Annotated in this window: 13 protein-coding genes; 1 reads left to right on the top strand and 12 read right to left on the bottom strand. The window is 36.1% G+C overall.

Annotation, left to right across the window (positions count from 1 at the left end; all coding sequences use genetic code 11):
- A partial coding sequence (locus tag AZ66_RS19320) for a sugar transferase (RefSeq protein ID WP_044356315.1) occupies positions 1–784 on the top strand: 784 nt, incomplete at its 5' end.
- Positions 785–1,163: 379 nt separating this feature from the next.
- Here the strand turns inward: AZ66_RS19320 and AZ66_RS19315 are convergent.
- From AZ66_RS19315 to AZ66_RS19260, 12 genes are all read right to left on the bottom strand, one after another.
- Entirely contained in the window at positions 1,164–2,366 is a 1,203-nt protein-coding gene (locus AZ66_RS19315) for an acyltransferase (RefSeq protein WP_082061655.1), read from the bottom strand.
- A gap of 2 nt (positions 2,367–2,368) precedes the next feature.
- Positions 2,369–3,241 (bottom strand): glycosyltransferase family 2 protein, encoded by an 873-nt coding sequence (locus AZ66_RS19310; protein ID WP_044356317.1) that lies wholly within the window; start codon positions 3,239–3,241, stop codon positions 2,369–2,371.
- A complete protein-coding gene (locus AZ66_RS19305) occupies positions 3,241–4,191 on the bottom strand; it encodes a glycosyltransferase family 2 protein (protein ID WP_044356313.1) in 951 nt (316 codons plus the stop codon). The genes AZ66_RS19310 and AZ66_RS19305 overlap by 1 nt, the downstream gene beginning before the upstream one ends.
- A 15-nt stretch (positions 4,192–4,206) precedes the next feature.
- Complete coding sequence (gene rfbD, locus AZ66_RS19300) at positions 4,207–5,043, bottom strand: dTDP-4-dehydrorhamnose reductase (RefSeq protein WP_044356311.1); 837 nt, start codon at positions 5,041–5,043, stop codon at positions 4,207–4,209.
- A gap of 3 nt (positions 5,044–5,046) precedes the next feature.
- Positions 5,047–6,063, bottom strand: coding sequence for a dTDP-glucose 4,6-dehydratase (gene rfbB, locus AZ66_RS19295; RefSeq protein ID WP_044356309.1), 1,017 nt, complete (start codon positions 6,061–6,063; stop codon positions 5,047–5,049).
- Between the two features lie 15 nt (positions 6,064–6,078).
- The gene (gene rfbC / locus AZ66_RS19290) at positions 6,079–6,627 is read right to left on the bottom strand and encodes a dTDP-4-dehydrorhamnose 3,5-epimerase (protein ID WP_044356307.1); all 549 of its coding nucleotides are present in this window, start codon (positions 6,625–6,627) and stop codon (positions 6,079–6,081) included.
- A 13-nt stretch (positions 6,628–6,640) separates the two neighbouring features.
- Complete coding sequence (locus AZ66_RS19285) at positions 6,641–7,384, bottom strand: sugar phosphate nucleotidyltransferase (protein WP_044356306.1); 744 nt, start codon at positions 7,382–7,384, stop codon at positions 6,641–6,643.
- A gap of 57 nt (positions 7,385–7,441) precedes the next feature.
- A complete protein-coding gene (locus AZ66_RS19280; RefSeq protein WP_156160023.1) occupies positions 7,442–8,500 on the bottom strand; it encodes a hypothetical protein in 1,059 nt (352 codons plus the stop codon).
- Positions 8,501–8,572: 72 nt separating this feature from the next.
- Positions 8,573–9,616 (bottom strand): glycosyltransferase family 4 protein, encoded by a 1,044-nt coding sequence (locus tag AZ66_RS19275; protein WP_044356304.1) that lies wholly within the window; start codon positions 9,614–9,616, stop codon positions 8,573–8,575.
- Entirely contained in the window at positions 9,609–11,972 is a 2,364-nt protein-coding gene (locus tag AZ66_RS30035; protein ID WP_052648673.1) for a methyltransferase domain-containing protein, read from the bottom strand. The genes AZ66_RS19275 and AZ66_RS30035 overlap by 8 nt, the downstream gene beginning before the upstream one ends.
- The gene (locus AZ66_RS19265; protein ID WP_044356303.1) at positions 11,969–13,243 is read right to left on the bottom strand and encodes an ABC transporter ATP-binding protein; all 1,275 of its coding nucleotides are present in this window, start codon (positions 13,241–13,243) and stop codon (positions 11,969–11,971) included. The genes AZ66_RS30035 and AZ66_RS19265 overlap by 4 nt, the downstream gene beginning before the upstream one ends.
- An 18-nt stretch (positions 13,244–13,261) precedes the next feature.
- Positions 13,262–14,059 (bottom strand): ABC transporter permease, encoded by a 798-nt coding sequence (locus tag AZ66_RS19260; protein WP_044356302.1) that lies wholly within the window; start codon positions 14,057–14,059, stop codon positions 13,262–13,264.
- Positions 14,060–14,928 lie beyond the last annotated feature (869 nt).

Below are 14,928 nucleotides of genomic sequence, written 5' to 3'. Positions count from 1 at the left end.
GGAAATTTATATTACAATACCTTCTGAAAAAAATCTTATTAATCAACTTATATCTTCCATTCGTAAATATGACGTTCAAATTAAGATTATTCCTGAGTTATTCGAGTTGGTAACGTCGAGCATCTCGTTCGATCAAGCATATGATTATCCCTGCATTGAAATTGTGAAGACTCCTCTTAGAGGACTGAACTTATTTCTTAAACGAGCAGCTGACATCATTATATCCTTACTTGGTATATGCATTGTCTCTCCGCTCCTATTGATCGTTGCCATAATCATCAAGTTTGATTCTAGAGGGCCAGTGTTCATTCATCAGAAACGAATCGGCAAGAATGGAGCGCCGTTCTGTATGCACAAGTTCCGATCAATGGTAAACAATGCAGAAGAGTTAAAAGAGCAGCTCAAAAAGTTTAACGAAGCAGACGGTCCAGCATTCAAAATGAAAAATGATCCTCGTATCACTCGTGTTGGGCGACTCATTCGTAAATTTTCAATTGATGAGTTGCCACAACTATTTAATGTTCTTAAAGGTGAAATGAGCTTGGTGGGTCCTCGCCCCCCGCTTCCTAATGAAGTGGAGTGCTACGACGATTTTCAATGGAGACGATTAGACATTCGCCCTGGGATTACAGGATTGTGGCAGGTCAGTGGACGCAGTGACATCACTTTTGATGAATGGGTAAAATTAGACTTATATTATATCGAAAAATGGAGTATTTCACTCGAGTTAAAAATCTTGATTAAAACAATTCCTGTTGTTCTAAAAGGTGAAGGTGCATATTAATGTACATATTAGTCATCGAATCATATAAATGAAAATAATATATGCACTCTCATCGCAAGCATCAAATAGCCCACATCTGTGTAACAAGGTGTGGGCTATTTGATGCTTGCATTGTACAGGTGTTCCAGAAACCCACCTTCAAACAAATGAAAAGCAGATCATACTGATCTGCTCACATTCCACTGCTATGATAATATTGCGATTATCCGATCGTGTTCGACGGAGTGTATGATAATAATAATTCTCCTTCAACTTCTAACGTGTAAGATCCATTTATTCGTTCGGATATATCATCACCAAAACAATCGTCTAGTAGCGAAACTGATTATTGAGATAAGTTTAGAATGGTATCAAGATATCCTCCCTTTTCACTTGTTCATTATACAATTCTTCTGAAGTAAGGAATCTTTCTGAGCACGATCACAAATAATAAACTAAGAGAGAATACTATAATATCCATCGCAGGAACTCGCAACCAGGAGTTAGCGCCCATCGTGAATAATTCTATACCAAACCGTCCTAATTCATTCATAAATATGAAATGAACTAAAAACACACCGAAACTAGCATGACTTATAACGCTAATAGCTGAATTCAATTGTGCTTTGTCTTTCAATAAACTATCCCAATCGATTGATTTTATGAAAATAAATACTGCAACTGACATTATTACAACCGTAATACTTTGATAGTCATAAAAATAACTCATGAAGTTACCGTTATTATTTTTTGTTAATATGTAAGTGAGTGTTGGCGAAATAATTGCGCTGACAAGCGCTAAAAAGTATACCGTTCTTTTGAATAACTTTGAGACTTCATATGTATGTAAAAAGTGTCCTAATACAAAATAACCAAGGTAATTCCCCATGACTGACATGTTCGTTGACCCATCAAAATTTATATGGAATATGTTTTCTATTAAAGGTAGTACAGAAGCGAAAGTAAACCATAAAGTCAAAGCATAGATCATTATGTTCTTACTCGCATTGTTTACAAAAACTCTTATTACTGGAGTTAGAATGTAAAGTCCTACAATCGCATACATAAACCAAAAGTGCCAATATATTGTCCCGCTAATGAAGTCGGTAAATAATCCTTTTAGCGAAAACGGAACATTCATATATCTGGGGTGAAGAGCATCGAAAATTATCCCCCATACTAAAAATGGTATGAGAATCTTGTTTACTCTTTTCAAAAAAAATGTCTTTAAAGACTCATTTTTATCAGTATTAAGCATCAACATACCGGAAACCATCAAGAATATTGGTACTCCCCATCTTGTCAATGAATCGAAAATATTTTCAGCCCACCAATTATTTATATTGGTGACACTGAAACTTCCCAATGAAAACGATCCAGAAACATGAATATTGACCACACTAATAATAGCTAAAATTCTTAAGATATCTGCGTAAACAACCCTGGATTTAGTTATTTCTAAGCACCCTTTCAATGTTATATTAGTCAAATAATTAAGAATAAGGCAATTGACTTTAAGAACTATACAGTTCTCAGAAAGGAGGGGGGTTATCCCTGAATTAAAAGAATGGGTATAAACAAAAAAAGCATACAGTTTAAACATTGTTATCGTTTTATCATTTTCGATACGACATTGAATGTCATGGCAGCAAACAATTTAGCGCCGATCCCCATATACATTAGTCCTGTAACCCATATTGGATACTTTGATTTATAATGCTTATTATAAAACAAGGCCATTGCCCGATTGAATTCATAGATGATTCGAAATGGCTTATGTCGACTGCTTGCACGTTTGTAGTGCAAGATTGTAGTCTTTGGGTAATAATAATTGATCCATCCTGCTTCTTGCAGCCGATAGCACCAATCAGTATCTTCAAAATACATAAAAAATCGCTCATCCAATAACCCAACCTGATCAATAGCTTCACGCCGTACCATCATAAATGCACCTACCAGACAATCTATCGGGTAGGCTTCATTCGGGTCGAGATCCTCACGGTGATAAGCATTAATACGTGAATTCTTCGGAAAAAATTTTGATAATTTCGATACGTAGAAAAATGTAGCTGATGGAGTTGGGAACCCTCTGCGGCAAGCCTTATCTAAGCTACCATCCGGTAATACTACCTTGCAGCCAGATGCTCCTACTGTTGGATGCTCGTCCATAAACCGAAGCATAATATCTAGCGTGTCCGTCTCAACTACCGTATCCGAATTCAGAAGAAGAACATAACGTCCATCTGTAATGCGCATTCCTTGATTATTCGCCTTAGAAAAGCCAAGATTAACGGTATTCGCAATTAATCTTACTTGCGGATACGTATTTCTAACAACATCAACTATATCGTCCCGTGAAGCGTTATCTACGAGAATAACCTCATATTGATAGTCCGTAATTGACTGATAGACAGACTCCAAACAATTGAGGGTTAATTGCTTCGTATTATAGTTGACAATAATGATAGATAAGTCGATCATCGCAAAATATCCCCTCTAATCAGCATAAGTCGCATGACGAGGTTATCCAACTTTGACTGCCGATACAGCCGTGTCGTCAATGCATACTTCGTCCTAGCAATAATCCCCCTACCCGGAAGAAGAAATTGATGCAACTCTCTTGCCATCTCGAGAGAGAGATGTTCTCCCCAGCAACGTTCGAACTCCTTTGCTTGATTCCACAATATTTTTTGAGCTCGATGCTTTTTGTAGCTGCTCCATTTTTTTACCCACTTATCAATAAAACTGTACTGTCCACCTACCACATTATTTTGATGCTGACGATAGTATATACTCGGCTTCTCCTCATAAACCACTTTTCCAAATGAAGATACTACTAAGTAGACCCACCAGTCATGCATCACAATATTTAGCTGACTCGGAATATTACTTTTAATTTTTTCAACTGCAGCCCTGTTCATCATCAATACAGCACCTACAGCGATATTCTCTACCAACGCGTTATAAAATGACGGCCCCCTCTGGGGAGCAGGGGGCCAATTGTGTAGCGGCTGAAGCACTTCATTCACCATTAGAGTAGGCGTCACATACATCATAGATCGGTCAGTAGCATATTCTCCTAGAGAACGCACGCCCCTCTCTATCTTATTATCCAGCCATACATCATCTTGATCACAGAAACAGACATAATCCGTATCCTCATGAACATAGTTAGAGAGAAGTTTGAAAAAGCTTGAGATAACACCAACATTTTGCTCATAGAAAGCTTCTACCCGATTAGGGTATTTACCCACATATTCTTGAATGATGGCTGTTGTTCGATCCGACGAACCATCATCTCTTATTGTAATAAAGAAATGAGAATGAGTCTGCCTCAGTAGACTATCAAGCTGCTCCCGCAGATATTTCTCCCCATTATAGGTTGAAAGCAGAATCTGAACCTTATTTCGCTGTTCCCTCACTCTCATTCACTTCCCATTCTGTTATTCATTCAAATATTCTCGCAGCGCTTCTCGCCAATGGCGAATTGACTTAAAGCCATTCACGCGTATCGCCATCGATTCCATAACGGAATAACGGGGCCTAGGTGCTGGACGTGGAAATTGTTCAGTTGTGCATGGTTCAACTATTACAGGCATGTTTGCTTCTTCAAAAATAGCCTGTGCAAACTCATACCACGTGCAAATACCAGCATTTGATGCATGATAAATACCATACTTCTCCGTAACTACAAGCTCACCTAAAAATAAAGCCAAGTCACTTGTATACGTTGGGGAACCCCATTGGTCATTAACTACTTGTAATGAATCTCGCTCCTGACCCATTTTCAACATTGTTTTTACAAAGTTTCTGCCTGAAGCTCCGTATACCCACGATGTTCTCACAATAAACCAGCGAGAACATAACAACTGCACTAACTGTTCTCCAGCCCGTTTAGACTTACCATACACAGTCTGTGGATTGGTATTATCATACTCATGATATGGACTAGAGGCCGTGCCGTCAAATACATAGTCAGTACTAATATAGCATAACTTGGACTTTATCCGTTCCGCGGCAGCAGATAAATTTCCCGTCCCAATCGCATTAACCAAGTACGCTTGATCCTGATCCGTCTCTGCATTATCCACGGCTGTATAGGCTGCACAGTGAATTATTACATCAGGTTTTACTTCATCAATGACAGTGCTACACATTTCCCCATCAGTGATGTCTAATTGAGTTCTTCCGAGTCCTATAACATGATGTCCCTTCTTAGACAAAAAGCGGACTACGTCCGCCCCCAATTGCCCATTAGCACCAGTAACGAGTATGTTCATACATTACTCCCCTAGCCGTGTTCCATATTGTTGTTCATAAAATGCCTGATACGTACCAGACTGTATTCTCTCCCACCAGATCCGGTTTTTTAAATACCAGTTAATCGTCTCATTAATTCCTGTTTCAAATGTATGTTTAGGCTTCCAGCCCAGTTCATTAGTGATCTTAGTTGCATCGATTCCATAACGACGATCATGTCCAAGACGGTCTTCTACAAACTTAATTAATGACTCTGGTTTACCAAGTCGCTCTAATATCTTCCCCACAATGTGGATGTTCGTTCTTTCATTATTACCGCCTATATTGTACACTTCACCATTTTGGCCTTTATGAATGACCAAATCAATCGCACTGCAGTGATCTTCGACATATAACCAGTCACGAATGTTAAGCCCATCTCCGTAAATCGGGAGCTGCTTGTCATTTAAAGCGTTGGAAATCATTAATGGAATCAACTTCTCAGGGAACTGATACGGTCCATAGTTATTCGAACAGCGTGTAATATTGACGGGAAGCCCAAAAGTCTCATAATATGCTCTAACGAGTAAATCCCCCCCTGCTTTACTTGCAGAGTATGGACTATTCGGTGTTAGCGGTGTAGCCTCACTAAACAAACCCGTTTCCCCAAGAGATCCATAAACTTCATCCGTTGATACTTGCACGAATTTGGTGACTCCATATTTTTTAGCAGCATCAAGTAAGACTTGCGTTCCGAGCACATTCGTTTTTACAAAGATTTCAGGCTCTAAAATGCTTCGATCTACATGAGATTCCGCAGCAAAATTGACTACGACATCTACACCCTCGTTAAATATTTTTTCCATTGCTACCGTATCTACTATATCTGCTTTCACAAATCGATAGTTCAAATTACTTTGTACATCTGACAAGTTCTCCAGATTTCCAGCATAAGTCAAAGCATCTACGTTAATAATTTTATATTCAGGGTATTTGTTCAATATATATATGACAAAGTTGCTGCCAATAAATCCAGCACCGCCTGTTACGAGTAGTTTCATGCAGCTAACTCCTATTCAATCAAAATTTATTTCCGCTTCTTTTAAAGCAGGATGTAACTTATCCTTGTCAGACAATATTGGATTAGTTGTTGGCCAGTCAATGCCTAAGGCCGGGTCATTCCATAGAATACCACGATCATGCTCCGATGCATAATATTCATCTACTTTATATAATACTTGCGTATTAGGCAATAATGTACAAAAACCATGTGCAAAGCCCTTAGGTACCAAAAGCTGTCGATGATTGTGCTCACTTAAAATAACACCAACCCATTGCCCAAATGTTGAAGAATTTCTGCGAATATCAACAATAACATCATATATAGCTCCCGAAATTACTCTAATCAACTTCGTTTGCGCCTTAGGGTAAAGTTGATAGTGAAGTCCTCTAATTACACCTGCCTCGGCAGACAGCGACTGATTGTCTTGAATAAAGTTGAACGTTATTCCATATTCCTTCAACTTCTGTTCATTATAGCTCTCCATAAAAAAGCCACGCTGATCACCATAGATTACTGGTTCTATCACATATACTCCTTGAAAAGATAGCTGTGTTGCCTTCATCATCCAGCACTCCTTAAAACTTAAATTCCCCGAATTCATCCCCGAACGTAATATCTCTGGCAAGTTCATTCGCTCGTGCAAGTGATGCATGTGTTCCTGCATCTGTCCACCAGCCTTGAAGCACGTCGAACGTGAGCTCATTCCGCGTTATATATGCATTATTAACATCTGTAATTTCAAGCTCACCACGACCAGATGGCTTAAGTGTCTTTATAATATCAAACACAGTGTGGTCAAACATATAGATTCCTGTTACCGCATAATTGCTTTTTGGATGCCGCGGTTTTTCTTCGATCGAAACAATATGATCCCCTTTCAATTCTGCTACACCATATCGCTGTGGATCATGAACCTCTTGAAGTAGTATTTTGGCGCCATTCTTCTGTTTCTGGAAATTATCTACGTAGCAAGTAATATCATCTTCAAATACATTGTCTCCAAGGATTACTACCATTTGATCATCGCCTACAAATTGTTCAGCTAAATCAAGAGCTTGAGCAATCCCGCCTGCCTCGTCTTGAACTTTATAGGTGAAACTAACTCCAATATCGGAGCCACTCCCGAGTAGATTAACAACATCACCCATATGCTCCTTCCCGGTGACAACAAGCATATCAGTTATATTTGATTGTTTTAGCTTATTAATCGAATGAAATATCATTGGATATTTCCCAACGGGCAATAAGTGCTTATTCGTTACTTTGGTTAAAGGAAACAGGCGAGAACCAGTCCCGCCTGCAAGAATGATACCTTTCATTATTTAATCTCTCCTTCTTCAATAACGTTTTTCTAAATAATTGACCCAAGAGATATCTCACACTGTTTCTTCTATTACCTTATAAATCTGCTCCATTCTAGTTTCCCACGTATGCTCTTTCAAGAACTCTATACGTTGTTTATCATCGGGTAAAGCAATATTATTAGCTACATTTGTATGTCTTTCTATCAATCGACATAATTCGACTTTATCATTATATAACGATACAAAAGGCTTAAATTTCTCTATCTCATCATACTTAATAGCGAATATCGGTTTATTAAACAAAATATACTCATAAAGTTTAACAGGGTTTACTGCTTCTATAAGCTCATTTTTTATAAATGGCATTATGAATGCATCTCCTGAATGCAATAAATGTGGTAGTTCCACATGTGAAACTGGCCCTAAAAATTCTAATCTAGGATGTACATGATCCTTGACTTTTATTTCTATTGGTCCAATAAATTTAAACCTTACTTTCAAATTTTGTTGCAATACGTAATGTAAACTTTCAAAATCAATCCAATCCCCAATTGTACCTACATATACAACTGTGTATAGCTCTTCTTCTACATACCTCGAAACATTATTTGTTTTTTTAGTATGTTCGTTTAGCCAGTCCCCATTCATAGCATTGTTAACAACCTGAATTTTCTCAGCTTCTATATGTACTCCATAACGCTCCAAAATACGTTTTTTCAATAGATTTGAAGTAGTTATTACGGCAGTTGATATTGAAACCAATTTTTTTTCGTATGCTAAATGCAACTCGATTCGCCTTTGATTAACAGAAAAAGCCAAATAATCATCCATGCAGTCATATATAACTTTTCGATTTTGAATTAGTTCTATTGGAATGAAGTGCAACATAACTGGAGAGGTGATCCAAACCAAATCATAATCAGTACAAAGTAACTTTTGTATAACCTTTTTGTTAGAAAGTTTTTCTATTCTTTTTGATAAATTATTTCTTCCAGAAAAGGGTGCTTTTTTTACAATGTATGATTCTCCTGAGACATTTTCAATCGGGTTTACAGCAAGTTTACTGTTGCGGAACATATTCTTTATAGAATATAAATCCACTTTATATTTTTTGGATAATTGCTCATACACAAAATGAGGTCTCTGCTTGGCCCAATTCCAATCAACATGCATGAGGTAAGCTATTTTTATAGTCCTTACCACTTAAACACCACCGATCAACGCATTCCAATCTTCCACAAATTGTTGACTCGAAAACTTTTTTGTCATAGTACTAATAATTGCTTTATATTCACTATAGTTTTCTAATATTTCTGCTAGCTTTGAAGATGCTTCCTTAATATTCCCTAACTCATACACGAATTTATAGTTAGCGTCTACAAGTTCAAGATGTGCTTCAATGTTGGATAGTAGAACAGGTAAACCATTTATCATCGCTTCAGCAGCAGATAAACCGAATGTTTCCTTTTTCGAAGATGAAATGAATATACCACTATGCGCATTCACCATTTCATAAAGTTTACTCACGTTCTCGAAATCTACCGGTGGCAAATAAACTACTCTGTCATTAACATTGTACGTTTCTAATAAAGTATGGATATCTATTTCATGCTGAATTATTGGCCCAGCAAGAAGAAGAATAAACTCATCACTGATATTATCTTTGTAATAGGCTAGTATTCTTATAGCCTCTTCTACATTTTTTAAATTATCGAGTCTCCCTACATACACTAAAGGAACCTTTGACCAAAAACAATTCTTTTTATTTATAAGCTCTTCACTAGCAAACACAAAATTTGTAAGCGTATAAATTTTATCCATTAACCAATTCGGGACTTCGTCCCGAATTGTATTTTTAAAAAAGCCGGATGGTACAATTATACCCCCAATGTCAGAAGGAAGTCTTTTAATATAAGCACGATTATCTTTATATCCCGTATGACATTCCATATACACTTTATTATTATTACGTATTTTATCTAGTATCTCAGGTGTGTCTACAGATAAGATAAGGTCATAGTCGTCTTCTTTAAAATCATCAACGACTCGAATATTACTCTCCAATTCATACTTTTGGATATATTTTTTGAATTTTTCTCTACCACCACTATCATGTAGAAAATACACATCATAAACAATTGATATCCCATATTCCTGGAAAGCGTGCGCTCTATTTAGGAAAACTCTTTCTACTCCACCCATTGTAGCCCATTTATATACATTGAGAACCCTTAGCTGTTCATTCATTATTATATATCTCCGAGAAAAATATATTTTGTTTTTCTATCATATTTTGGAATCTCTTTTCCCAGGTAGTGTCCCCCAAGAAAGCATCAATTTCACTTTTTGTGTCATCTGATACTTCAGACAAAGATATCTCTCTAATAAACTCTGATACTGAAACATCCGCATTTTCTTTATCAAATGTGTATACATTAGGATAATCTTTTAAATGAGGAATTCCAGTTGAAAAGACTTTCAACCCAAAATAGATATACTCATAAACTTTTATTGGGTCAACAGCCGTTGAAAGCTTAGATAGAACGAAAGGGATTATCCCAATATCCCATGACTTAACATATTCACTTAATCTACTTGGTTCTACTTTACCAATATAATTGAAATTAGAATATTGGCTCATCCTTTTTATCGTTTCTTCACTGGCGCCATAACCTATTATTTCAATAAAGATACAGGGATCAATCAACATTTTCTCGACTAGATCCCAATCGAACCATGATTCAGTCAGATGACCAAAATATCCAACCTTAACTTGCGAGTCATTTTGAAGAGTCTCGTGAGCAATATTTCTGTTTGTTTCACCTAATAACTCACTATAATAACCATTTCCTATGCAAGAAACATCTCCTCTTAAGTGGCTGAATTTTTCAACCAGAGGCATTGAGACTGCAACAACGTTTTCAACATTCAGGATCACTGATTCTTCAATAATTTTATCATACCAAGGTGCTTGCCCAACTAAATTAAACTCTTCCCAATCATCCATAATATCATAAGTCGTCCGAAATCCGTATTTCTTCAGTGGTAATAGCAATTGACTCCATTCCTTAGATGGAATATTGAGTATAGCATTTTTATTTTGGATGTTTCCGAACAACTCTAATAACTCTACATTTTCGGTAAAATCATAAAAAGGAACATGATATATATTGGAGTAAACCTCTTTATGTGAATTTGGAACTATTTCATCCTTACTCCATTGCCATACAACAAATAACACCGCTATTTTTTGCTTCGCCAAGTACTTTGCTAAATTTATTGTACGTTGATTATATAACTCTTTAAATTCGAATGCTGATGGAATAACAGTAACTCCTCTTATTTCGCCACTTTCTATTTCACTCATTATCCGCTCATACACGGATTTCGTAATGGAATTATATCGATTTGTTTGCCCTCTATTTGTTAGCTTTAGCTTGAATTGTTGCATAAGTGTTTTAAAACCATGTCTTTTCCATATACCTAGTGCTCTATATAACTTTCGGATAAAGGGAGTCCTATCTCGAATAAAATAATACTTTGTAGCTACTTTCCAAAAGCGAGAAGACTTAATATTTTGCAATTCTATATCTAATTTATATTTTTCATTTAAAAGCCATTCAATTTGATTCTCGCTATCTTTCAATTCTCTATCCAGCAATAACGATGAATCATGTGCCTCTTTAATCTCTTGTAAAAGTTCCTCTATATACTCATTTTTTATCTTTATTGCTTCTTGGAGTTCGAGAGTTTCTTTATCTTTTTCGTATCGTATTTGCTCAAGCTTTTCTAAACTTCTTTTATTTTCTTCATATATATTTTGTATAGTATCTTGCTGGTTAGCTATTGTTGTTTGCTGCTGTGTTAATTGGGTCGATAACTCGTTAATTGTTAATTTTGAGGTCTCTAATTCAGCAGTCGATCGAGTATAATGATCTGAGAGTGAGTGTATATAATCCTCCAGATTTAAACTCTCATGTTGTTCCAACACACTACTATGAGCATAAATAATCAATAGTTGCTTGCCCGCCCAATAGATATTTGGCTTCCTAGAACAATCAAATTCCTGAGCAAAAACTAAAGAAAATCCATCCGTATTTATTTTGAAATCTTTATAATCAAATGTATAGAAATGTTCTTCAAATCTATCATACTCTTGAAAAGGAAGTAGAAGAATCGTGTATTGGTTTGATATTTTAAACAAATAAGATAACTTTTCGAAAGGATTCACAAAATGCTCCAGCGTGTTAGAAGAAAAAACAACATCAAATTTCTTCTCTACTGCAGCAATGTCAGCTTGCATAAAATCCTGATCGGGATAGTGCAATTTCGCTTTGTTGATTGCAACGTCTGAAAAGTCAATCCCAGTAAACCGGCTATTCGGAAACTTATCTGCAAAGAAATTAGTTCCATCACCTTCTGCACAGCCTACATCAGCAACACTAACTCCCTTTGTTAGCTTTGCCTTCAACCACTCAGGGAATAAATCATATGCTATATTACAAAAATACAAAGTCTGTTTTCTCCCTGAGTATGGCTCCCAATTTTCTTCGAACCGTTTATCCCAATAATCTTTACTATTAATTGTAGCGGTTTTTATCATAAATTATCACTCTTCCTTCTCATATAAACATGACACGGAGGGTGTACAATTCCAAAAAACTGATCGGTTGTTGTTGATTTCAAATAGGCTGCACCCTCAATAAAATCATAATATTGTGGTTGAATGGAAGATCGATCTTCAAGAGCAGCTACTAGAACATATTCCCCATCAGTCAAAAAATTTGTAAACTCAAAAACCACTTCTATTTTGTCAGCTTTTACATCACAGAAAAAGCCTTCATTATCGTCTTTAGTTGTGAACACAATTAAGTCTAAACCCATTGTATTTTTTATGGCGATAGCTGTACTAAAATGTCTCAAATCAGCTCCTTCAGGAACAGTAAATTGAACACTTATTCTTACTTTTTCCCCATATTCCAACACATTCGACTGTTTTGATTTGGAGTTTAGTACAATCACTTTCGAAATAGAACCAGTACAACTCCCCCAACGATTAATTGGTTCAAGTTCCTCACAATCCTCATTGTTATCTTCTTTATTAATATCTACTTCATTATGTTCCTTTATAGTGGATTGCTCAGAATTCATATACTCCATATATTCAGCAGTAACGCTTAACGTGTCACCGAAAGCTATTAACTTGCCTTGATGTAGCCATAGGGCTTTTTCACAGAATTTGCGGATACTTGAAACATCATGTCCCACAAATAATATTGTTGTTCCTTTCTCTTTTAGTTCTTCGAATTTACGAAAACACCTAGCCTGGAATTTCATGTCACCTACCGCCAGCGCCTCATCAACAATCAATATATCTGGGTCGACATTAATCGCCACAGCAAACGCTAATCTAGCAAACATTCCGCTCGAATAAGTTTTAACTGGTTGATGTATAAATTCACCTATGTCAGCAAATTCAAGTATGTCATTCAGCCGAGCATCCACTTGCTCTTTTGTTTTCCCTAATATAGTTCCATTCAGGTAAATATTATCCATTCCGCTATATTCCACGTTGAACCCTGCACCGAGCTCTAATATTGCGGAGACAGTTCCTTTTATTTCAACATTGCCACTTGTAGGGGAAAGAACACCTGCTAAAATTTTCAACAATGTCGACTTTCCGGATCCGTTCTTTCCTATTATTCCAATTGTCTCTCCTCTATTTACGTCAAAGGTAACATCCTCTAAAGCATGAAAAATTGAATAATAAACTTTGTGAGATATATTCAAAGACTCCTTGAGACGATCAATTGGTTTATTGTACATTTTATATATCTTAGACAGGTGAGAAACTTTTATTATTGAATTATCCATTTTCTACTGCAACCCCTTTTAAAGAACATCCGAAAAATGAGGACTCAATTTCTTAAATAGTTTTGCGCCGACAAATAACAAGAACAATGTCACTACCCAAAACAATGCTGTCAGATTATAATGATGCCAGAACCATACTTTATTAATTAACGAATCACGATATCCTGCAACCACATAATACATCGGATTTAGCTTAAATACCCACTGCCACTTCTCAGGTAGAAGATCGAAAGACCAAAAAATAGGAGTTAGCCAGAAGCCAAATTGTAGCACTACCGATACAATTTGACCGATATCCTTTATAAAAACATTGAGTGAGGAAACTACCCATGATAGCCCTGTTAAGAACAAAATAAGAGCACCCGAATAATAAAGGATCTGCAATTGATGTAAGTCAAATGGTTCACCATAACTATAGAAAACAATAAGCATAAGTAAAATAAATACTAGGTGGACTTTTAAAGCAGAAATTATTTTTACAATCGGTAAAAAGTGAACATTGAAAACTACCTTTTTAACTAAAAAGCTATTTTGTTCTATAGAAGTTGTTGCCGAAGCAAGACTATCTGAAAAGAAAAACCAAGGAACTATACCGGCCAATAACCATAAAATAAACGGAATGTCCTCAATAGGATTCGACCGGAAACCAACCTGAAAAACGAACCAATAAACAAGCACTAAAAACATCGGTTGAAAGAACGCCCAAAACATGCCTAAATAAGAACCTAAATATCTTGATTTGAAATCTTTCCTTGATAATTCCATGATTATATGATTTTGCTTAAATATGTCTTTAAAGTATTGAAATAACGTCATTGTAATCTCCTTTTTGTGATTTCTTCAAACCTATTTCTGCAGGTAAATCAAGATATGATCTTCCTGTTCTAGCCACCCAAAGCTATGCGTTCAGCATCATCCGATTATCCCAAATGATTCGGCCTCCTTGAGGCTTTCGACCTCGAGATAATAGCAGGTGTTAATTCGATCCCATTGATCGCCTCTGATTTTATATCGTCTTCTCATGTGAAAAGTTTATCATCTATTTAACAGAAATTATAGTTTTCTAGTTTGAAGAGACGCTCTAGTTTCAGATTGTTCTTATCAATTTTGAATTGTCATCATTCTGCACTCCCTCACTTTTCAACTTGCACATTCTAATCACACAAATGATATTCCCTTTAAATCACCTAACGCCACAAATAAACAACAAACTATCCATGGAATGTATATCGGTAGCTTCGTTGTACAACAAATGTGTTACATGATAAAATAATTCAGAATATTACATTTAGCAAAGAAGTACAAAACTTGTCGACTTTATTGATACGACAGTACCAAGTTGTTACTCCAAAGTACCGTGGGTGCTGCTTTGAGTTATCATCTTTTTTTTACTTTGATCTACCTTTAAAGTTACCCTATTTAATGGATAAACAGCTCAACCAATATTATGTAGCTTCCTTATTCTCCTCTATTATATCGATTATAAAAATCGCTATTGGTTGAATGGCCAATTGATCATGTATGTCGCATTTTTTGTCGCATCATCTATTATAGCGCAAGATAGTGCAGTAAATCGAACATTAAATCTAGCTATCATGATCATTACTTGTAATGTTGTTTTTTTAGATTATTTCCTTGGTTATGTATTGGACGTGGAGTTACTACACTTGTTAAGTGACTAGGTA

This window comes from Paenibacillus sp. E194, assembly GCF_000935845.1.
Taxonomy (GTDB): Bacteria; Bacillota; Bacilli; order Paenibacillales; family Paenibacillaceae; genus Paenibacillus_B; species Paenibacillus_B alvei_B.
Note: the sequence above shows the minus strand (reverse complement) of the source record. Positions and strands in the feature narration are given on the sequence as shown.